17 protein-coding genes are annotated in these 21,089 nt (G+C 68.7%); 8 read left to right on the top strand and 9 right to left on the bottom strand.

What is annotated here, in order from left to right; genetic code table 11:
- Positions 1 to 18 precede the first annotated feature (18 nt).
- Both JJL56_RS28755 and JJL56_RS28750 read left to right on the top strand, forming a co-directional pair.
- Positions 19 to 2,160, top strand: coding sequence for an adenylate/guanylate cyclase domain-containing protein (locus JJL56_RS28755; RefSeq protein WP_200487224.1), 2,142 nt, complete (start codon positions 19 to 21; stop codon positions 2,158 to 2,160).
- Between the two features lie 15 nt (positions 2,161 to 2,175).
- Entirely contained in the window at positions 2,176 to 3,216 is a 1,041-nt protein-coding gene (locus JJL56_RS28750) for a TRAP transporter substrate-binding protein (protein WP_200487222.1), read from the top strand.
- A gap of 22 nt (positions 3,217 to 3,238) precedes the next feature.
- Here JJL56_RS28750 and JJL56_RS28745 read toward each other — a convergent pair whose 3' ends face one another.
- Together JJL56_RS28745 and JJL56_RS28740 are read right to left on the bottom strand one after the other, a co-directional pair.
- On the bottom strand, positions 3,239 to 3,874 hold the full coding sequence (locus JJL56_RS28745; protein ID WP_345772656.1) for a hypothetical protein: 636 nt from the start codon (positions 3,872 to 3,874) through the stop codon (positions 3,239 to 3,241).
- A gap of 60 nt (positions 3,875 to 3,934) precedes the next feature.
- Positions 3,935 to 4,810, bottom strand: coding sequence for a helix-turn-helix domain-containing protein (locus JJL56_RS28740; protein ID WP_247891312.1), 876 nt, complete (start codon positions 4,808 to 4,810; stop codon positions 3,935 to 3,937).
- A 764-nt stretch (positions 4,811 to 5,574) separates the two neighbouring features.
- On the opposite strand from JJL56_RS28740, the gene JJL56_RS28735 reads away from it, so the two are divergent.
- On the top strand, positions 5,575 to 6,792 hold the full coding sequence (locus JJL56_RS28735; RefSeq protein ID WP_145624697.1) for a plasmid replication protein: 1,218 nt from the start codon (positions 5,575 to 5,577) through the stop codon (positions 6,790 to 6,792).
- 20 nt (positions 6,793 to 6,812) lie between these two features.
- Here JJL56_RS28735 and JJL56_RS28730 read toward each other — a convergent pair whose 3' ends face one another.
- From JJL56_RS28730 to JJL56_RS28720, 3 genes are all read right to left on the bottom strand, one after another.
- Positions 6,813 to 7,268, bottom strand: coding sequence for a MarR family winged helix-turn-helix transcriptional regulator (locus tag JJL56_RS28730; RefSeq protein WP_145624699.1), 456 nt, complete (start codon positions 7,266 to 7,268; stop codon positions 6,813 to 6,815).
- 114 nt (positions 7,269 to 7,382) lie between these two features.
- A complete protein-coding gene (locus JJL56_RS28725; protein WP_145624701.1) occupies positions 7,383 to 7,802 on the bottom strand; it encodes an organic hydroperoxide resistance protein in 420 nt (139 codons plus the stop codon).
- 182 nt (positions 7,803 to 7,984) lie between these two features.
- Positions 7,985 to 8,665 (bottom strand): lysozyme inhibitor LprI family protein, encoded by a 681-nt coding sequence (locus JJL56_RS28720; protein ID WP_200487219.1) that lies wholly within the window; start codon positions 8,663 to 8,665, stop codon positions 7,985 to 7,987.
- Positions 8,666 to 9,108: 443 nt separating this feature from the next.
- On the opposite strand from JJL56_RS28720, the gene JJL56_RS28715 reads away from it, so the two are divergent.
- From JJL56_RS28715 to JJL56_RS28705, 3 genes are all read left to right on the top strand, one after another.
- Positions 9,109 to 9,279, top strand: coding sequence for a hypothetical protein (locus JJL56_RS28715; RefSeq protein WP_186452867.1), 171 nt, complete (start codon positions 9,109 to 9,111; stop codon positions 9,277 to 9,279).
- Positions 9,280 to 9,435: 156 nt separating this feature from the next.
- Complete coding sequence (locus tag JJL56_RS28710) at positions 9,436 to 10,503, top strand: HD domain-containing phosphohydrolase (protein WP_145624705.1); 1,068 nt, start codon at positions 9,436 to 9,438, stop codon at positions 10,501 to 10,503.
- A gap of 103 nt (positions 10,504 to 10,606) precedes the next feature.
- Positions 10,607 to 13,837: a PAS domain S-box protein gene (locus JJL56_RS28705; protein WP_247889369.1), complete on the top strand. Its 3,231-nt coding sequence runs from the start codon at positions 10,607 to 10,609 to the stop codon at positions 13,835 to 13,837.
- 36 nt (positions 13,838 to 13,873) lie between these two features.
- On the opposite strand, the gene JJL56_RS28700 is transcribed toward JJL56_RS28705, so the two are convergent.
- From JJL56_RS28700 to proV, 3 genes are read right to left on the bottom strand one after another with little or no spacing between them, the layout of a single operon-like run.
- Positions 13,874 to 14,773: a glycine betaine ABC transporter substrate-binding protein gene (locus JJL56_RS28700; protein ID WP_247889370.1), complete on the bottom strand. Its 900-nt coding sequence runs from the start codon at positions 14,771 to 14,773 to the stop codon at positions 13,874 to 13,876.
- A 41-nt stretch (positions 14,774 to 14,814) separates the two neighbouring features.
- Positions 14,815 to 15,753 (bottom strand): ABC transporter permease, encoded by a 939-nt coding sequence (locus JJL56_RS28695; RefSeq protein WP_145624709.1) that lies wholly within the window; start codon positions 15,751 to 15,753, stop codon positions 14,815 to 14,817.
- A gap of 2 nt (positions 15,754 to 15,755) precedes the next feature.
- On the bottom strand, positions 15,756 to 16,952 hold the full coding sequence (proV, locus tag JJL56_RS28690; protein WP_119507167.1) for a glycine betaine/L-proline ABC transporter ATP-binding protein ProV: 1,197 nt from the start codon (positions 16,950 to 16,952) through the stop codon (positions 15,756 to 15,758).
- A gap of 630 nt (positions 16,953 to 17,582) precedes the next feature.
- Between proV and JJL56_RS28685 the strand changes: the two genes are divergently transcribed.
- On the top strand, positions 17,583 to 19,622 hold the full coding sequence (locus tag JJL56_RS28685) for a M3 family metallopeptidase (protein WP_200487218.1): 2,040 nt from the start codon (positions 17,583 to 17,585) through the stop codon (positions 19,620 to 19,622).
- Positions 19,623 to 19,711: 89 nt separating this feature from the next.
- Positions 19,712 to 20,287 carry a HutD/Ves family protein gene (locus tag JJL56_RS28680; protein ID WP_200527758.1) on the top strand — a complete coding sequence of 192 codons (576 nt, stop codon included), beginning with the start codon at positions 19,712 to 19,714 and terminating at the stop codon, positions 20,285 to 20,287.
- 31 nt (positions 20,288 to 20,318) lie between these two features.
- Here JJL56_RS28680 and JJL56_RS28675 read toward each other — a convergent pair whose 3' ends face one another.
- Complete coding sequence (locus JJL56_RS28675; RefSeq protein WP_200487216.1) at positions 20,319 to 20,930, bottom strand: MliC family protein; 612 nt, start codon at positions 20,928 to 20,930, stop codon at positions 20,319 to 20,321.
- Positions 20,931 to 21,089 lie beyond the last annotated feature (159 nt).

Raw genomic sequence — 21,089 nt, 5'->3', positions numbered from 1 at the left:
CCCCCCGGAGACCGCCCGATGTCCCAAACGCCGTACCGGATACGCCTGCGCGTGGGAATCGCGCTGGTCTTCCTGCTGACGACGGTGCCGCTGATCGCGGTGATGCTCAGCTACCTCTATCATGAAAATTCCCGCAGCGCGCTGGAGGTCGCGTCCCAGTCCATCGCGCGCACCACCCAGACGGTCATCAACGACCTGAACGGTCTGGTCAGCCCGGTGGCCCGCGTCGCCGAGGCGATGGCGGGATTCGGGCGGATCGACCGGAACGGGCTGCGCCGCATCGAATCGCTGCGCTACTTTTCCGACGCCCTGGCCACCCTGCCGCAGCTCGCTTCGCTCTATGTCGGCTTCGCCGGCGACGGGGCCTTCTTCCAGATGGCCCGGTTGGCCCCCGACGGGGGGCGTTTCGGCCCCGCCACCCCGCCGCCGGGCAGCGCGCTCGCCCTGCGCATGCAGGATTCCAGCTCGGGCCGGTTCGCCGACTCCTATTTCTACCTGCGCTCCTGGGGACAGGTCACCGGCGTGGAGCGGGCGGAGGCGACGGAGGACCCGCGCACCGCCCCCTGGTACGTGGCGGCGCAGAAGGTCGGGGCGGCGGTGATGTCCGACGCCTTCGTCCTGCCGGCGACCCGGCGCCCGGTGGTCACCGTCTCCTACCGGATGGCCACCGACGACGGGGTGCCCATCGGCACCATCGGGGCCGACGTCTCTCTGGACAGGCTGGCGGCCCGGCTGGACGCCCTGCGCATCGGGCCGTCCGGAGCGGTGTTCGTGATCGACGGCCGGGGCCGGGTGATCTGCCACAACCGGGCCGACCTGCTGGTCGGCGGCGACGGCGCGACGGCGGCGCTCCACACCACTGCGTCCTTCCCCGACCCGGTGCTGGCCGAGGCGGTGGAGCGCCGCAGCGGCGGGGCCGGCGACCGCTTCATCGCCCCGCTGGGGCCGATGGGCCGCGACTACATCATCGAGTTCGCGACCCTGGCCGACGGGATCGGCAGCGGCTGGACCGTCGGCGTGGCGGTGGAGGTGGACGAGTTCGTCGGCTCCATCCGCCGCGCCACCTACCGCATCGTCGTGATCGGCACCGGACTGCTGGCGGTGTCGGTCCTGCTGCTGCTGTGGCTGTCGCACCGGCTGACCCGCCCGATGCAGGACATCGTGTCGGAGACCAAGCGCATCCGCCATTTCGACCTGAACGGCCGCTTCGCCGTCCGCACCCGCGTGCAGGAGGTGGCGGAGCTGGCCGGCGCCGTGGAGGCCATGAAGGGCGGGCTGCGCCGCTTCGGCGCCTATGTGCCCAAGGCGCTGGTGCGCGACATCATCGTGACCGGCGACGGCGGCGAGCTGGGCGGCGAGACGCGCCCCCTCAGCATCCTGTTCAGCGACATCGCCGGCTTCACCGCGACCAGCGAAGCCATGCCGCCGCAGCAGGTGCTGGACCGGCTGACCACCTATTTCGAGAGGATGACCGCCTGCATCCACGGCCATGGCGGCACGGTGGACAAGTTCATCGGCGACGCCATCATGGCCTTCTGGAACGCCCCGCGCCCCGACCCCGACCATGTGGAGCACGCCTGTCTCGCCGCTCTCGGCTGCCTGTCGGTCAACCGCGCCATCAACGACGCCTGCCTCGCCGCCGGCATGCCGCCGATGCCGACCCGCTTCGGCCTGCATCTGGGGGAGGTGGTGGTGGGCAACGTCGGTTCCTCCGACCGCATGCAGTACACGGCGCTCGGCTCCCACGTGAACCTCGCCTCGCGCATCGAGGGGCTGAACAAGGTCTACGGCACCAGCATCCTGGTCACCGGGGCGGTGGAGCAGGCGGTGCGCGGGCGCTTCCTGTTCCGGCCCGTCGATCTCGCCGTTCCCTCGGGCCTGTCGGCGCCGATCGAGCTGTTCGAGCTGGTCGGCGCGCTCGACCCGCATTCGGCCTTCGCCCGTCCGCCGGAGACCCACGACCTGTGCCGCCAGTGGCACGTCGCCGTCTCGCTCTACCGCGGCCGGCGCTGGTCGGCCGCGCTGGACCTGCTGCGGCCGCTGGCCGACGAGCCGGAGGTGGCGGCGCTGGCCCGGCTCTACGTCGCGCGCTGCGAGCGGCTGATCGCCGATCCACCCGGCGACGGCTGGGACCCCGCCGAGCATTTCAAATCCAAGTAGCCGGAAGAGGACGCGATGAAAAGCAGATGGACGGCGCGGCTGTTGGCCGCCTGCACGGTACTGGCGCTGGCGCTCGCCGCCGCCGGGGTGTCCGCCGAAACGGTCATCAAGCTGGCCCACCCCAACCGCAACGACGCCTTCGACAACACCGCCGGGGCGATGGCGATCGTCTTCAAGAACCATGTCGAGGTGGCGACCGAGAGGCGCGTGCGGGTGGAGATCTTTCCCGAAGGCCAGATGGGCCGCGACGGCGACGCGGTGAAGCTGGTTCGCCAGGGGACCATCCAGTCGACCATCTCCTCGGTCGGCGGGGTCGCGCCGCTCTACCCGATGCTGGCGGTCATCGACCTGCCCTTCGCCTATTCCTCTGTCGCCAACGCCTACGACGTCTTCGACGGCCCCTTCGGCCACCGGCTGGCCGAGGAGATCCGGCGCAAGGCGGGTCTCGCCGTGCTGGGCTTCGGCGATCCGGGCGGGTTGTTCACCATCACCAACTCCAAGCGCCCGATCCGCCAGCCCGAGGACATGAAGGGGCTGAAGATCCGCACCATGGATCTGGAGACCCACCGCACCATGATCGGCAGCCTGGGCGGCACGCCGGTCAACGTCGCCTGGTCGGACCTTTACAACGCGCTGGGCACCGGCGCGGTGGACGGCCAGATGAATCCGGTGCCGATCGTCCGCTTCGCCCGCTTCGACGAGGTCCAGCGCCACCTGACGCTGAGCAACCACCTGTTCCTCCCCTATGTCTGGGTGATGAACGCCAAATTCCTGGACGACCTCGCCCCCGGCGACCGCGCGGCCGTGATGAATGGCGCCCGGCTGGGCGTTGTCGCCAGCCGCGGGCTCAGCCGCCTGATCGAATCCTCGGACCGTGGCCTGCCACCGCTGGCCCAGCGCATGGAGGTCCACACGCTGACCCCGCGCGAGGCGGAGGCGTTCCGCAAGGTCACCCAGCCCGCGGTGAGGCAGGCCATCGAGCGGCGGTTCGGTGCCGAGGGGGTGGAGATGCTGGCCGCCTTCGAGCGGGCGATCCGCGAGGAGCGGACGCCGTAAGCGGCGCAGCCGGGCGGTCAGTTCATCCCATCCGCCGGACCGCTCCCCCGGCCAGCGCGCGCAGCCGGCCGGCGCGGCCATGGCCCGTCCCCTCCTCGCCCACCCCGTTTCCGGACGCGCTTCCCGCCGCCGCGATGGACGACAGGCGTCGCGCCAGCGTCCATTCCGGTGCGCAGGCCTCCTCGCACAGCGCCCGCATCTCCGCGATGGACGGGCGCCATTTCTGCGTGCGGCGCCAGGTCCGCGCCGCCGCGTCAACCGCCCAGGCCGGGAATTCCCCCAGATCCTCCGCCCAGTCGAGCGCGACCAGATGCTCCACCTCCGGCGCCGTTCCCTTGGCCGGATAATGGCTGAGCAGGGCCAGGACGCGGGCCAGCAGGTGGTCGGGCGAGGCCGGGGCCAGGATGGAACCGGTCAGCTCGTCGAGCGCGCGCCGCGCCATCTGGGCCTGCTGACCGGTCACCCCGTCGGGGGCGCTCCAGTCCTCCGTCACCCCGTCGAAACCGCGGTCGCCGAAGCGTGGTCTGCGTTCCACCTGACCAGCGGCGAGGATGTCCCTGAGCGGCACCGGCAAGGCCGAAGCCAGCGCCAAACGGCGTTCATGGGCGGGGGCGGTGGGGTCGAAGGGAAGCGGTGGACGGGACGGCAAGTGCGTCACCACCGATGGATTCGAAACCCTGGGCGGGGCGGATCGCCGCTGTACGGTCATGGCGTTTGTTCACCTCCAGGTTTGCTGGGTGGCTTGTGGGGCTGTGCCGACGCCATGGGCGGCGTTGAGCTTCGCCGCGGCGGCCATCCAGGCGCCAAGCTTCTGTTCGGGAACGGCCGTGGTGGTCGCCGGCCTTGCGCTGGCGGAGCGGCTTGGCGATCGGATCATCGGCACCTTGCCGGCGGCGGCGTCCTGCGCCAGCCAGGCTTTCCAGGCGGCCCCGGCATCGCGATAGCGGTAGCCGTGGGCTTGGCAGCGCAGCCGGAAGCCTTCGGCGTGGCGGTCCAGATCGACCCCGGCGAAGCGGTGTTCGGCCCAGGCGCGGTCCTCGGCATCCGGCGTCCAACCGTCCGGCACGGCCTGCGCAAGCCCGCGCGAAGCGTGCGAGTCCGGAGTCTGTTCGGATTCCGGCTGTTTCTGTCGCACCGGCGCACAAGGGGAGTCGGTGGGAGCGACATGCTTGGCCTGTGGCTGCACAGAGGGCATTCCGGTTCGGTCGCCCGCTGCACCGGACGCCGGAATCGCTCCGTCGCCGGGGACCATCCGCAGCCGGTACAGGCAGGACAGGCGCCCGCCCGAGGCGGAGCGGCGGGACTCCATCCCGATCACTCCGGATTCGGCGAGATGACCGAGGATGCGGTTCACCGTGCTGCGGCTGCGCTTCAGCGCCGTGGCGAGAGTCGCCTGGGACGGCCAGCACTCGCCGCGGGCGTTGGCGTAGGTCGCCAGCGCCGCCAGCACGGCCAGACCGTCGGCGTCGATGGCGGGGTGGCCGAGCCACCAGGCGGGAATCCGGCCCCACCGCCCGGTGTCGGCGGGCGGGCCGGAATCTCGTGGGGCGTCATCCGGTGGGGCGTCCATGGGTGTGTCGTCGCGGGGTGTCATGGTGCGGTCTCCGCAAGGCTGTCGGGACCGGCTCCGCACGGAAGGCGGACCGGTGGCTTTGCGGATCAGGATTCCCAGCGGCGCACGGTTCTTCAAACCGCGGGCAATCACTCCATAGCCGGGCATGGAGCGGTAACCCGCACCGTTGAAGCCCTGGCCCGCGCTCCTGGAGCCATTGCCCGCCGTCATGGAGCGATAGCCCGCGCTTCATCGCCGAATCGGAATCCTGGAGTGGAAACCCGCGCCCTTGGAGCGATAGCCCGCGCTTCTGGAATCCCGGCCGTTGGAGCCATAGGCCGCGGCTGGCGCGCGGGAGTATGGAGCAACAGCCCGCGCTTTGGAGCAGGTCCACCCGCCCACCTTGGAGCGATAGCCCGCGGTTATGGAGCGATAGCCCGCGCTTGCCGTGTTCACCCGCCCAAGGGTGGTCATCCGGCAGCGAGCACAGGATGGAGCTTTTGCTCGCGCTTCACCGATCCGACCCATGGAGTTCCGACTCGCGGGGGGACTCGCGGTCATGGAGTGATAGCCCGCACCCTGGTTCCCGTCGGTGCGGAGCGATTCGCATCGGGTGGCGGAGTCGCCCGCAGAGTCGAAGGATCTCAACGCCGTGCCGGAAAAGCGCGGGCTGTTGCTCCATAACCGCGGGCTATCGCTCCATGGGCGCGGGCAAAGGCTCCATACCGAAGGAGGTCGCCCGTCACGAAGCGGTTGTCAGCGCGCGCCTCCCGCCGCATGGTCATTGCCGGGCAAGGAGGGATTGGATGAGCAAGATCGCGACACCCGGCGCGCTGCAACTGGTGCTGTTCGAACTGGAGGACCGCTCCCAGTCGCACCTGATCGCGCTGTACGATCTGGCGCCGCGCTACGTCTTCGCCTCACGCGACGGCGGGCGGTCCGCGGAGACCGCGCCCGCGAAGGGCAATTTCGTCGCGTCGATCAAGCGCGAGTTCACCTATCACGGCAGCACCTTCCACCTGACCATCCAGCCCGCCCGTCTGACCAGGATGGTCAACCGCGACGACGCGGCCGCCCAGGCCGACGGCCAGACCGAGATCGAATACGAGGTCTTCCCCGCCGAGCGCGAGCAGGTGGTGGAGCATGTGGTGCGCCGCCTCGCCATGGACCGCTCGCGCCTGTCGCTGGGCGGCGAGAACCGCGACAAGGTCCAGATGCGCTTCACCCTCTACGAGATCCAACGCGAACTGAAGGCGGTCGGCCACACGCTGTCGATCCGCGACATTCGCGAAGCGCTGACCATCCTGGCGCGCTCGCGCATCATCATCGGCAAGCCGGCGGAGGGGGTGAAGAAGGGCCGCGGGGCCAACCTGCTGGAATCCACGGCCTTCCCGGTGCTGGCCATCCGCTCCCGTCCCGACCTGATCGGCGACGAGGGGGGCGACGAGGAAACCCACCTGCAGTTCAACCCGCTGGTTTCCTCGGCCATCCGGAATCTGGAGTTCAAACCGGTCAGCTATCAATGGCTGATGCGGCTGAAGAGCCCGGTGTCGCGCTGGCTCTACAACCGTCTCAGCGCCGAGTATGATTATTCGGGGGCCGAGGCGCCGGGGGACCTGGGCGCCAGGGCGATGACCCTGTCGGCGGACGAAATCATCAAGAACAGCGGCATGAATGTGTGGAGCCGCCGCCGCGACACGCTGCGCGCGGTGACCTCCGCGGTGGACGCCCTGGTCGAGGAAGGCATTCTGACCAGCGCGGAGAAGCTCTACGACAAGGTGGGCGCCCGCATCGAGGGGATCACCTACGTGATGCTGCCCAGCGCCAAGTTCCTCGCCCAGGTGCGCAAGGCGCAGGCGGTGGAGAGCGCCAACGTGGCGGCCATGCGGGCGATCACCGGCGACGACCGCCGGCCCACCGACTTCGTGCCGGTTACCCCCGCCGCGACCGTGGAGACCCGCGCCCGCCGCGCCAAGCGGTTGACCGAGGAGTCGCCGCGTCTGCCGATGGCGAAGGCCGGCTGACCAATCACCCGCGGCCGGCCTCAGTCCCGGTCGGCCGTGGCGTTCAGCGAGTCGCGCAAACGCAGGAGGGCGTCGCGGAGGCCGGCGAGATCTGGGAGCGGGCAGTTGGCCGCGGCGGCGATGCGTTCCGGCAGCGCCGTCGCCCGCTCCCGCAGCGCGGTGCCCTGCGGCGTCAGGTGGATGCGCACCAGCCGCTCGTCCGCCGGGTCGCGGCCGCGGGTGACCAGCCCCTGCCCTTCCAGCCGCTTCAGCAGCGGGGTCAGCGTGCCGCTGTCGAGCAGCAGCCGCTCCCCCAGCGTCTTCATGGTCTGGCCGTCCTGTTCCCAGAGGAGCAGCATGACCAGATACTGCGGGTAGGTCAGCTCCAGCGCCTCCAGCAGCGGGCGGTACACCCGCGTCATCGCCAGATTCGCCGAATACAGGGCGAAGCAGGCCTGGTTGGCCAGAAGGAGCGGGTTGTCGTTCTCGGTGCTCATCGTTCGGGGGTTCCCAGCCAGGGACGCGTCGCGGGCCTGTTGCGCGCGACCCCATAGCCCATGAGGATATGACACGCAACACGCCCGCAAGCATGAAACCCTGTTATGCGCCCTTTACGCGATGGCGGTCTTCACCGTGATGTTGCCCTTGGTCGCGTGGCTGTAGGGGCAGACCTTGTGCGCGCGGGCCACCAGATCTTCGGCCGCCGCCTTGTCCAGGCCGGGCAGCGACACGGTGAGGTCCACCGCGATGCCGAAGCCTTCGCCGTCGTCGCGCGGGCCGATACCGACTTGGGCGGTCACCGTCACGTCCGCCGGGACGGCGATCTTGTCGCGGTTGCCCACGAACTTCATGGCGCCGAGGAAGCAGGCCGAATAGCCGGCGGCGAACAGCTGTTCGGGGTTGGTGGCGCCGCCCTTGCCGCCCAGCTCCTTCGGGGCGGCCAGCGCCACCGACAGCAGGCCGTCGTCGGTTTCCGCCTTGCCGTCACGCCCGCCGGTGGCCGTCGCCTTGGTCGTGTAGAGGATCTTCATTGCGTGTGCTCCTTTGAACAGATGGATCGTTTCGATCGGGGAAGCGGGTTGCCGCTTGTTGTCGAGAAGGACCATCGCGCAAAATCGAATTGCGCGCAATGCATTTGATTATGCGTTATTGAATTGTGCGCAATGCATTGATGGCATGGCGCAGAGGCACGCGCTTCGCAGGGCGGATCGGGTCAGGGGGCGCGCCGGTAGGTCCAGATAAAGCTGCCGTTGTGGCCGCACCAATAGCTGCTGGCGGCGCGGTTGGGCTCCAGATCGGGGATGACGACCCCCCCGCCCTCCTCCGCGACCAGGATCAGGCCGCCGCTCTCCGCGTCCGGCGTGCCGACAATCAGCCGCCCTTTGTCATCCAGCCGCCCGATGCCGGAAAAGTCGCACACCCACCGTCCGGCCGTGGGCTCGGCGCCGCTGACGCTGACGGCGACCGTCCCGTTGCGCAAGGCGATGGCGGCGATGCCGATGAAGCCCCCATGGTCGAATTGGCCTGCATAGCGTCCGACGGGGGACGGCGGCGCGGTCGGGTCGGTGCGGAAGGACAGGACCGCCACGCGCCCGTCATAGGCGCGGCGCAGGCAGGCCACGTCGGCGCCGCAGGAGTCGCGGTCGCGCAGCCACGCCCGCTGGTCGGCCTTGACGGCGGCCCCGGCGGCACCCTCCTCCGGGCTGGCGCCCGACAGGCGCTCCAGGGCGGCGCGGTAGGTCGCGGCCAGCCGCTCATCCAGCGCGGAGAGAGCCGGATTGGCGCAGATCGCCTTTTCCGTCGGTGTGGTGGCCTTGGAGCAGGGAAAGCCCGCCGCCGCCGCGGCGGTCGGCAGTGCAAGAAGGCCAAGGGTGAGCAGCGCTGGGCGGAGCATGCGGAATCCCCTTCGACGGTCGGGCTTCAACTCTGCCGTGGCGGTGGGCTGTGGTCAACCCGCCCTCCGCGAATCATTCGGCTTGGTGTGTTCCCGTCACGCCGGGAAGGCAGGACCTGTGCGCTTCGCAGCGCTGCGGAAGTTTCCGCTGTCATAGCGCTGCGATGAACTCTTTTAACAGCGCTGCGAAGACTTGCGTTCGTGAAGGATAGTGTGCCCTTTTCTTCTTCATGGTGCGCTGCATCATAGTAATGGAAGCCATGCATTATCGGCGCGTCGTCTTTCGGGGTGGCGGTGCCATTATATCCAGGCAGGCAGCACCGCCCCTCCGCCGGCATCGCGCAGGCCCCTTCCACGGCCAGCCGCCGACCCCGGCGCCCGAGCGGCACCGCCAGAGACATTTCCAACGAACCGCGGCCTTCGACGCCGCCACGAGGACAGCCATGAACGCCGATAGCTTTGCGACCCCCCTGTCGTCCACGGAACTGCGCAACATCCGCCGCCAGGCGGAAGCCCTGCGGGCCGCCTATCTGCGCAGCCTGTTCCGCCGTCTGGCCGGGGCCTTCAGCCGTCCGGGCGCCCCGGTCAACGGCGGTCTGACCGCCGCCCGCTGAGGCGCATCCGACACGGCAGGCCCCCTGCACGCGGCCGGACCAACCGGCCGCGACTTTCTCGCCCGCATACATCCAATTTTAGCAAGATTCGTTAAGATTTTGCCGGGTATTATTTTCAAATGATACCCGAAGTGGTGGTCTGGGGCGGGCGCAAAAATGCAGGTTGTAATCGTCGATGACGATCCCTCCACGCTGTTCATCACCTGCGCTGTCATCCGAAGGATCGACGACGCGGAGCCCATCGGCATGGACAGTCCGCTGGAGGCTCTGGACTGGTTGGCCGTCAACACGCCCGACCTCATCCTGATCGACCATGTCATGCCGGACCTCGACGGCATGGACGTGCTGGAGCGCATCCGCGCCCAGCGGCACCTCGCCGACGTTCCGGTGGTGATGATCACCGCGGACACGTCGGTGAAGCTGCGGGTGACCGCCCTCGAAAGCGGCTGCACCGATTTCCTGACCAAGCCCATCATCGTGCCGGAGTTGCTCGCCCGGGCGCAGAACCTTCTCCATCTGAGGCTGGGCCAGCGGATGATGCGCGATCAGGCCGCCGTGCTGCGCAGCCGGGTGGAGGAGGCGACCGCCCGGCTCCGTCAGCAGGCGCAGGAGCTGGTGGCCCGCCTTGCCCGGGCCGCCGAGTACCGCGACCCGGAAACCGGCTTGCACATCGAGCGGATGGCGAGCTACTCGCGCGTCATCGCCGAAAGCCTCGGTCTGGACCCCGACGATTGCGCCCGGCTGGCTGAGGTTGCGCCGATGCACGACATCGGCAAGATCGGCATTCCCGACGCCATCCTGCTGAAGCCCGGCCGGTTGACCGACGCCGAAATGCAGGTGATGCGCGAGCATCCGGCGATCGGCTACGCCGTTCTGCAGGGAAGCGAGCATCCCCTCATTTGCGAGGCCGCGGAGGTCGCTCTGGGCCATCACGAGAAGTACGACGGCACCGGCTATCCCAAGGGCCTGCGGGGGGAGGAGATCCCGTTGGCCTGCCGCATCGTCGCCATCGCCGACGTCTTCGATGCGCTGACCACCGCCCGACCCTACAAGAAGCCCTGGCCGCTCGACACCGCGCAGACGTACATTGTCGAACACAGCGGCACCCATTTCGACCCGGTCTGCGTTGACGCCTTCCTGCGCGCGTGGACGTCGATCCTCGCCATTCACGACGCCCATCCCGACCCGGATTTCACCGGGGCGGACGGCGCCGCGTTCCGGTAGACGGGAGAACGCGATGCCGGACACACCCGTTTCACTTTCCCTGCCCGAACACGGCCATCGGGCCTATGCGCTCCGGTCCAGGGCGCTGGTCTCCGGCGTATGGATGGCCACGCTTCTGCTGGCCGCGGCGGCCTGGACCGCGGCTCTCTACCTCACGGAGCGCGATCGGCGCGACGCGCTCCAGCGCGCCGAGCGCGACACCGGCAACCTGGCGCACATCATCGCGGAACAGACCACGCGGGCCATCGCCGGGACCGACCGCATCCTGTCCTTCATCGGCTACGATCTGTACCGGCTGGGCAGCCAGAGCCCGTTGCTGCGCGACGTGATGCGGAATGCGACGTTGGATTCGGACCTGCTGCTCCAGCTCGCCTACGCGGACGGCAAGGGGGACCTGATCCAGACCAGCGTGGACAACGCCCCGGCCCGGGTGAATCTGGCCGACCGCGAGCATTTCCGCGTGCACAAGGAGGGGACCGTCCAAGGGCTGTTCATCAGCCGTCCCGTCTTCGGGCGGGCGTCGGGCAAATGGTCGATCCAGCTCAGCCGCAAGGTCGACGCCCCCGACGGCGGGTTCGGGGGGATGATCGTCGCCTCGCTCGACCCCTTCTATTTCGGTCGCACCTTCGACAATCTGAATGTCGGCCATGACGGCATCATCTCCATCATCGGCCGCGACGGCATCCTGCGCGCGCGCAGCGTCATGGACGACCGCATCATCGGAATGGCACTCGGCATGTCGCCGATCCTGCGGGAGGCGCAGGAAAAAACGCAAGGCTTCCTGCGTTCGGTCAGTCCCGTCGACGGGGTGGCCCGCCTGACCAGCTTCCGCAGCCTTCCGAACTACCCGCTGATCGTCAGCGCGGGCTTCGGCGAGGCGGAGTTCATGGCGGAAACCTGGGCGCGGCAACGGGCCTACACCGTCGGAGCGGGCCTGACCACCGCCCTGCTGTTCGTCCTGGCGGCGCTGGTGACATGGCAAAGCCGCGCCCAGGAGCGATCTCACGCCACGCTGGACGAAGCCGCCCGGCATCTGCGCGCCAGCAAGACGAAGCTGCGTGACATCGCGGAAACGGCGTCCGACTGGTTCTGGGAGATGGATGCCGATCTGTGCTTTGCCGGCATGTCCGGAGCCTATGCCGGGTCGATCCGCGATCCGGAGCTGTACCGCGGCCGGCGCTTCGAGGACATCGCCCTGCGGGAAGCCGGAAACGGTCCTCACTGGGAGGAGCAGCGCCGCACCCTGGAGGACCGGCAGCCCTTCCGCGATTTCGAATTCGCGGTTCGCGGACCGGACGGCGACACCCGCATCTGGTCGCTCAGCGGCAAGCCGGTCTTCGATGACCATGGCGCCTTCGTCGGCTACCGCGGCTCCGGTTCCGACGTGACGGAGCGGCGTCGGGCGGAACGGTCGCTGACCGACAGCGAGCGGCGCTACCGGGCCATGTTCGCCGCGGTCGGGCAGCCCATCGTCGTCACCGACCAGAACGCCGTGATCACCGGCTTCAACCCGGCGGCGGAGGCCCTCTTCGGTTTCCACGAGGCGGAGATGATCGGGCGGAGCGTCACCGCCCTGATGCCGGACGGGCAGGCCGGCAACCATGACCGCCTGTTCCGGGATTACCAGTCCAGCGGCCGCGGCAGCCCGAGCGGCATGATCCGCGAGGTGCCGGTCCGGCGCGCCGACGGCACGCTGGTGCCCACCGAGATCGCCCTGTCGAGCTGGCGCGCCGGCGGGCGCGAGCATTTCATCGGCGTCTTCCACGACCTGTCCAAGGCCAAGCAGATCGAGGCCGACCTGCGCCGCGCCCGCGACAGCGCCGAGCACGCCAACCGGATGAAGAGCGAGTTCCTGGCGACCATCAGCCACGAGATCCGCACGCCGATGAACGGCGTTCTGGGCACGCTGACGCTGCTGGATGACGACGGGCTGAATCCGGAAGAGCGGCGTCTGGCCGGCATCGCCCGCCGCTCGGCGGAGAGCCTGTTGCGGCTGCTGGACGACATCCTGGACTTCTCCAAGCTGGAAGCCGGGCGGGTCGCCATCGAGGAGGAGACCTGCGCGCCCGCCGACCTCGCGGAGGCGGTGATGGCGGTGTTCAACCCCTCGGCGACGGACAAGGGGCTTTTTCTGTCCTGCCACATGCTGCCCACCGTTCCGGAGGCGGTGGTCACCGATCCGGCCCGCCTGCGGCAGATCCTGTTCAATCTGGTCGGCAACGCGATGAAGTTCACCGGCAGCGGCCATGTGGCCGTGCGCGCCCGCCGTGGCGCCGATCTGGCGGACGGGCGTTTCCTCCTGGAGTTCGAGGTGGAGGACACCGGCATCGGCATCGCCGCGGAGTCCATCCCGTCCCTGTTCGACCGCTTCACCCAGGCCGACAGCTCCATCACCCGCCGCTATGGCGGCACCGGTCTGGGGCTGGCGATCTGCAAGGAGCTGTGCGGGTTGCTCGGCGGGACGATTTCCGTCACCAGCGCGCCGGGCAAGGGAAGCCTGTTCCGGTTCTCGGTCGCCTGCGCGCCGGGCGATCCGGCGGCGTTGCGCCACGCCGGGGAGCCACCGCCGTCCGCCCCCCTGACCCCCTTGCGGGTTCTGGCGGTGGACGACAACGCGGTGAACCGGGACATCGTGCGCGGCCTGCTGGTGCGCTGCGGGCACAGTGTCGTCACCGCCGTGGATGGGGACGAGGCGGTGCGGACCGTGGAGCGGTCGGAGCAGCCCTTCGACGTGATCCTGATGGACATCCAGATGCCGGGTATGGACGGGCTGACCGCCACCCGCCTGATCCGCGCCTTGCCGGCGCCGCGCAACGGGGTTCCGGTGATCGCGCTCACCGCGCACGCCTCGGGCAGTTCGCTTCCGGAATGCATGGCGGCGGGGATGAACGGGTTCGTGCCGAAGCCGCTGCGTTCGGCGGCGCTCGACGCGGCGATCCGCGCGGTCATCGACAGTTCGGCTGCCAAGGCGGTTGATGAGCCGGTTGACGAGGCGGTTCGGGAAAGCGCTCCGGTTGTGGAGTTGCTGGACCGCGAACAGATGGACAGCGTGGCCGAGGCGCTCGGTCCGGAGTGCTGGTCCGAGGCCGTGGAGGGCTTTTCCCGCACCGCGCGGGAGCAGGTGGCGCGGATCGGTGCCGCCCTGTCCAGCGGCGCGGAGTATCGCGCCGCCGCCCACACGCTCAAGGGGTTGTCCTGGAACGTGGGGGCGAAGCGGCTGGGCGACCTCGCGCTGGGTCTGGAAAGGGCGCCGCCGGACGAGGCCTTGGTCCTGGCGGGAAGCCTGGAGAGCGTGCTGAAGGACAGCGTCGAGGCATTGTCCGGACCCGTGTGAGGGTAAGGGCAGTGCCTCGGGCGTGTCTCGGGCTCGTCAGGAGGCCGGCATCTCGCCGGTCACCCAATAGTCCACCCGCTGCTTGTTGTTGGCGATGTAATTGTCGATCGCCTTGTCATAGGAGCTGGCGTCGGCCTCCAGCATGATCGCCTCCAGATCCTCCAGCGGCAGATACATCCGGGTCAGGAACTCGGCGACCTTCGGGTGATCCTGGTAGAAGCTCTTGCGGGCCATGACGTGGACGCGCTCCAGCCCGCCCAGCGAGCCCTTCGGGTCCTCCAGGTAGCGCAGCTTCCACTTGGCGAACATCCAGTGCGGGCTCCAGGCGGTGACGGCGATCCACTCCTCACGCCGGTCGGCACGGCCGAGCGCGGCGGTCATCGCGGCGCCGCTGGCCGATACGAGCTCGTAGTCGTTCAGGCCGTAGTCCTTCAGCGCTTTCTCCGACGCCTGCATCAGGCCCGAACCGGGGTCGATGCCCTGGATCTTGCCCTTCAGCTTCTCGCGGATCTCCGGCTTGGCGAGGTCGGCGATGGTCTTCACCTGGTCCTCCGGCACATAGTCCGGCACGGCCCAGCCCAGGCGGGCGCGGGTGTAGAGCATGCCCAGCGGCACGATGTCCTTGCCCACCTTGTCCAGATAGGAGGCGTGGGTGGTCGGCAGCCAGGACATCATCATGAAGTCGAGGTCGCCCTTGGCAAGCCCCTGATACTGCAGACCGATGTCGGCCAGCACCAGCTCGACCGGCTGATCCAGCCGTTCCTGGATGAGGCGTTGGGCGAGCTTGGTCACCGCCTCGGCGTCGGACCAGGCGGTCCAGCCGATGCGGACCGGCTTCTTGTCCTCGGCGGCGGCGAAACCGGCGGAGGACAGGGCGGTGCTGCCGATCACGGCAGCGACGCCGAGGGCCATCATCTTCAGAAACGTGCGTCTCATGCAAAAAATCCTTTGTTTTGTATGGCTTTGGGGATGGCGGTTCATCCCGCTTCCGTGACTCCGTGCGTGGGAGACAGGTGCGCGTCGTCCTTCGGCCGTTCCGCGCGGCGGCGGTTCAGCAGGGAGCGCAGCGCGGACCGGGGGGAGCGTCCCCCCGCGTCCGGGGTTCCGAAACTCTGGGTGATGCGGTCGAGCAGGATCGCCAGGATCACCACGGCCAGCCCGCCCTCGACGCCGAGGCCGATGTCCAGCCGCTGGATGCCGCGCAGCACCTCGTTGCCGACGCCGCCCGCCCCGATCATCGAGGCGATGACGACCATCGACAGCGACAGCATGATGGTCTGGTTGATGCCGGCCATGATCGACGGCAGCGCGGTCGGCATCTGCACCTTGAACAGGAGCTGGCGCGGCGTGCAGCCGAAGGCGAGGCCGGCCTCGACCAGCTCGTGCGGCACCTGCCGGATGCCCAGGCTGGTCAGGCGGACGACCGGCGGCATGGCGAAGATGATCGTCGCGATGATCCCCGGCACCCGGCCCAGCCCGAACAGCATGGCCGCCGGGATCAGGTACACGAAGGCCGGCATGGTCTGCATCAGGTCGAGCGCCGGGCGCACCACCGTTTCCACCCGGTCGTTGCGCGCGGCAACGATGCCCAGCGGAACGCCGATGGTCAGGGCGATGGCGGTCGCGGTCAGCACCAGGGCCAGCGTGTCCACCGTCTGGTGCCACATGCCCAGCCCGGCGACGACCAGCAGCGAGGCCGCGGCGAACAGCGCGAAGCGCCAGCCGTTCCGCCACAGCCCGATCAGCACCACGATGGCGGCCAGCCCCACGCCGGGCAGCGAGGTCAGGGCGGCCTGCACGCCGTCGGCGACCGCCCCGACCACGAGGTCGATGCCGTCGAACAGCCATTGCGCGTGGTCCAGGAGGAACATCACGGCGGCGTCGGCCCAATCGCCGATGGGAAGCTTGAATTCCATGGTCAGCGCGTCCGTCCAAGGGTTTCCAGATAAGCGGTCTTGGAGATCGCCCCGACATAGGCGCCCTGTCCGTCCACCACCGGCAGCGGGCATGGGGCCGACGCGATGCGCGGCAGCACCTCGTCCATCGGCAGGTCGACGGGAAGCGGCTCGATGCCGGGCAGCAGCGCCTCGTCCAGCGTGGCGGAGCCGTTGTGCCGCTCGATGGCGGACACCAGCGTTTCCACCGACACCACGCCGTGGAAGCGGCGGCGCCCGTCCTGGACATAGCCGAACTCGCGGTCGCGCTCGCGCAGCTGGCGGACGGCGGCGCGCGGGCCTTCGCCGGTGTGGCGGATCAGCGTCACCTGATCGCGCCGGGCGATGTCGCCCGCCGTCAGGATCTTGGTGACGTCGATGTTGCGGAAGAAGGAGCGGACGTAATCGTTGGCCGGCTGCTTGAGGATCTCGTCCGGGCGCCCGACCTGGATGATCTGGCCGCCCTCCATGATCGCCAGCCGGTCGCCGATGCGGATCGCCTCGTCCAGATCGTGGCTGATGAAGACGATGGTGCGCTGCCGTTCGGCCTGAAGGCGCAGCAGCTCGTCCTGCATCTCCGTCCGGATCAGCGGGTCGAGGGCTGAGAAGGCCTCGTCCATCAGCAGGACGGACGGCTCGTTGGCGAGCGCGCGGGCCAGGCCGACGCGCTGCTGCATGCCGCCCGACAGCTCCCGCGGGAAGCTCTCCGCGTAGGCCCCGAGGCCGACCGCGTCCAGCGCCTGCTGCGCCTTGTCGCGCCGCGCCTTCAGGCTTTCCCCGGCGATCTCCAGCCCGAAGGCGGCGTTCTCCCACACCCGCAGGTGCGGCAGCAGGGCGAAGGACTGGAACACCATGCCGAGGTCGCGCCGCCGCAATTCGGTCAGCTCGGCGCGCGACAGCTTGGTGATGTCCCGTCCGTCGATCCGGATCTCGCCCGCGGTCGGGTCGATCAGCCGGTTGAGCATTCGGACCAGCGTCGATTTGCCGGAGCCCGACAGGCCCATGATGACGAAGATTTCACCGGCCTCGACCTCGAAACTGGCGTCGAGGACGCCGACGGTCTGGCCGGTGCGTTTGAAGATCTCTTCCTTGGAAAGACCCGCCTTCAGCAGGTCGAGCGCCTGACGTGGGTGGCGCCCGAAAATCCGGGTGACGCCGTTTACGGCGATTTTCGCGGTCATCCGCTGATGCCTCCGCTCTTGGCAAAATGCGTGTGGTTCCGGACCCCGAGAGGGACCGGTCCGTCGTGCAGCCTTCATTGGAAGCAGGGGGAAGCAGGGGCGTGCCGGGGTGGAGAGGCACGCAAGGCAAGGACTTTCGTCCGCACGCCAGCAATTTTGACAGCCGCGTCGCGACCGCCTCCCGCCAACCACAGGGAAAGTAAAGCTACATGAGAAAACGCAAAAACAGCGAAGACTCATGAAATTGAAGGCCATATGAACAAGAAAACAGATTTATCTATGCATGCATATCGATGTCACCTCTGAAACAGACTGGGGTTGTAGGGAAATGCGCGCACGAAATTACGCTCCTGAAGCGCGTTCAAGAGGACAATTCCTGGCCGCCACTGACGGAAGGCTAACAAACTTTAGGGGAGATTTGAAGCCTTTTTGTGTCTTGGTTGGATATGGCACCGGATCAATGTCGTTCAACCGTGACTTAAGAGGCTTGTTGTCCTAATTCCGCGCTGCGGTTCCTTCCTTTTTCGCCGCTCTGGGATGCGCCCTGCGGTGACCGGCGTGTTGTGGCGCGGGACCGGTTGCGGCACCATGTTCGGCATGTCTTCCGCTTCCGGTCAGCAAGGGGCCTTGATGAGCAACCCGTTCTTCGAAACCTGGACCACGCCCTTCGGCCTGCCGCCCTTCGACCGCATCCGGGCCGAGCATTTTCCGCCCGCCTTCGATCATGGCATGGCGGAGAGCATCGCGGAGATCGCGGCGATCACCGGAAACCCCGACGCTCCCACCTTCGCCAACACCATCGAGGCGATGGAGCGCGGCGGGCGCTTCCTGAACCGGGTCGGCGGCGTGTTCTGGAACCTGAACTCCAGCAACACCACCGACGCGCTGGAGACCATCGCCCGCGACTACGCGCCGAAATTCGCCCAGCATTCCATGCGCATCGCGCTGGACCCGGCGCTGTTCGCCCGCGTCGCCGACCTCTACGAGCGGCGCGACACGCTGGGCCTCGCCCCCGACCAGCTCCGCCTGCTGGAGCGCCAGCATCTCGGCTTCGTGCGCAGCGGCGCGCTGCTGCCGCCGGACGCCAAGGCGCGGATGACCGCGATCACCGAGCGGCTGGCGACCCTGCACACGCTGTTCGGCCAGAACGTGCTGCACGACGAGAAGGACTGGCAGCTCGTGCTGGAGGAGAGCGACCTCGCCGGCCTGCCGGACTTCGCGCGCAACGCCGCCGCCCAGGCCGCCAAGGAGCGCGGGCAGGAGGGCAAGTACGTCATCACGCTGGCCCGCTCCTCGGTCGAGCCGTTCCTGACCTTCTCGGCTCGCCGCGATCTGCGTCAGGTGGCCTACGAGGCCTGGATACGCCGCGGCGAGCACGAGGGCGAGCACGACAACCGCCCGCTGATCCGGGAAATCGTCGCGCTGCGCACCGAGCAGGCGAAGTTGATGGGCTACGCCAGCTACGCCGACTTCAAGCTGGACGACAGCATGGCGAAGGACACCTCCGCCGTCGAACGGCTGCTGTTGCAGGTCTGGGGACCGGCCAAGGAGAAAGCCGCCGCCGAGCGGACGGAGCTTCAGGACTGCGCCCGTGCGGAGGGCATGAACGAGCCGATCGCCCCCTGGGACTGGCGCTACTACGCGGAGAAGGTCCGGCAGGCCAAGTACGACATCGACGAAGCGGAGGTGAAGCCCTACTTCGTGCTGGAGAACATGGTGCGCGCGGCCTTCGACACCGCCGGGCGCCTGTTCGGGCTGACCTTCACCGAGCGGCCCGACCTGCCGGTCTACCATCCGGACGTCCGCGTCTACGAGGTGACGGAGACGGACGGGCGGCATGTCGGCCTTTTCCTGCACGACAATTTCGCCCGCTCGTCGAAGCGCTCCGGCGCCTGGATGAGCAGCTACCGCGACCAGGAGAATTTCGACGGGGCGGTGTCGCCGATCATCGTCAACAACAACAACTTCTCGAAGGGCGAGCCGACGCTCCTCAGCTTCGACGACGCCGAGACGCTGTTCCACGAGTTCGGCCATTTCCTGCACGGCTGCCTCAGCAACGTCCGGTACCCGAGCCAGTCCGGCACCTCGGTCCGCCGCGACTTCGTCGAGCTGCCCTCGCAGATCTACGAACACTGGCTGGCGGTTCCGGAAACGCTGTCCACCTACGCCCGGCATTACCAGACCGGGGAGCCGATCCCGCAGGATCTGCTGCGCCGCCTGCTCGCCGCCCGCAACTTCAACCAGGGCTTCGGCACGGTGGAGTACACCGCGGCGGCGCTGCTCGATCTGGAGTTTCATACCCGGAGCGACGCCGCCGACACGGATGTGGCCGCCTTCGAGCGGTCGGTGCTGGACAAGATCGGCATGCCGGCGGAGATCGCCGTGCGCCACCGCCCGACGCATTTCCAGCACCTGTTCGCCGGCAGCGGCTACGCCGCAAGCTATTACGCCTATCTGTGGGCCGAGGTGCTCGACGCCGACGGCTTCGAGGCGTTCCTGGAGGCGGGCAACCCCTTCGATCCCGACCTTGCGGCGAAGCTGAAGACGATCTATTCGTCGGGCGACACCCGCGACCCGATGGAGCTGTACACCGCCTTCCGCGGCCGCGAGCCGCGCATCGAGGCGCTTCTCAAGCACCGGGGCCTGACCCAATCGCTCGGGGACGCCTGACGCATCGCCCATCGGCGACGCACACACGATCACGAGGACAAGGGATGGGGGATGGGCCGGATGCCCTCCCCGGTCCCGTGAGGATTCTTATGACTGTTTCTCTTCTCGACCCCGCCCGCTACCGCCGCATGCCCTGGAAGAACGGCGGCGGAACGACCACCGAAATCGCCCTCCAGGAGCTGCCTGGCGATGCCGGCCGCTTCCTCTGGCGGGTCAGCATCGCCGACGTGGCGGAGGCCGGTCCCTTCTCGGCCTTCACCGGCTACGAGCGGCTGATCGCCGTGGTCGAGGGGGCCGGCATGCGGCTGACCGTGGACGGCGTTCCGGCGACCGTGACCAACCGTGCCGCCCCTTTCCGCTTCTCCGGCGACGCCGTGGTGGACTGCGTCCTGCTGGACGGGCCGATCCGCGACTTCAACCTGATCTTCGACCGCGAGCGGGCCGACGCCCGGCTCGACATCCTGCCGGCCGACACGGTTGCGGACATTCCGGCCGGCGGCATGGCGCTGGTCCACGCGCTGGCTGGCGAGGTGATCCTGCGCACCGGCGACAGCGTGGCGCGGGTGTCGCCGGGCTGGACCGCCCGGCTGGGCGACACCGCCGCCACCCTGGAAACCGGTCCGGGCGCCTGCGCCGTCCTCGCCCGTGTTGCGGCGCGCGGCTAAAGGACCCCGCGTGAGGAGTTAGGTTGAGGGCTTACGGTGCCTTCCGGCAGGTCATCTCCGGAGCGCCGTAGCCCCAGGTCACCCGCGCTTCGCCCTGATGCTCCCAGAAGCTCTCGTTGCGGCCCTGGTAGCGGGCGCCGGACGCCGCCGCCTGGCTGTACATCAGCGACACCTCGTCGCCGCGCTCGGCGATCATCGTCGGCGGGTCGGACTCGAAAAAGGTGGCGGTCAGTTCGTTGCCCGGAGTGCCGTCGCAGGCGAAGCGGACCGGGCCGGTCGAGGGCACCAGCCGGTACTTGGCCTGAAGCTCGGCGATGCGCAGGCGGTATTGCTCCTCGACGCAGGCGCGGCGGTCGTCGGCCTTCCAGCAGTCGTCCCGGCCTTTGATCCAGCCGCGCTGCTCCGCCTTCAGCATGGGCGGATGCTCGTTCGCCGCCTTGCCCGTGGCTTCGCCATAGACCTCGGCCAGCTTGCGGTCGAGCGCCGACAGGTCGGCGTCGGTGCAGACCATCTGCTCGATGCTGCCCGTCTCCACCTTGGCGCAGGAGAAAGAGGGGCCGGCGGTTTCTGCGGCGAGGGCGGTGCCTCCCCATGCGAGCGTCGCCACGAGGGCGATGCGCAGGGCGTTGCGGTGTGCACGCATAGGGCTTCTCCCGTGCAATCTTCCGACCCGGTCAGAATGCCGCGTTCTACGTCCCGGGAAAAGACATCCCCTCTCCCCTCTGGGGAGAGGGTTAGTACTACAGCCGGGATCATCGGTTGTTGCGTCTGTTGAGTTGGCGTTCTGCGAAGAGGATGCCGA

The sequence above is a fragment of the Azospirillum aestuarii genome (assembly GCF_016632405.1).
In the GTDB taxonomy this organism is placed as follows: Bacteria; Pseudomonadota; Alphaproteobacteria; order Azospirillales; family Azospirillaceae; genus Azospirillum; species Azospirillum aestuarii.
Note: the sequence above shows the minus strand (reverse complement) of the source record. Positions and strands in the feature narration are given on the sequence as shown.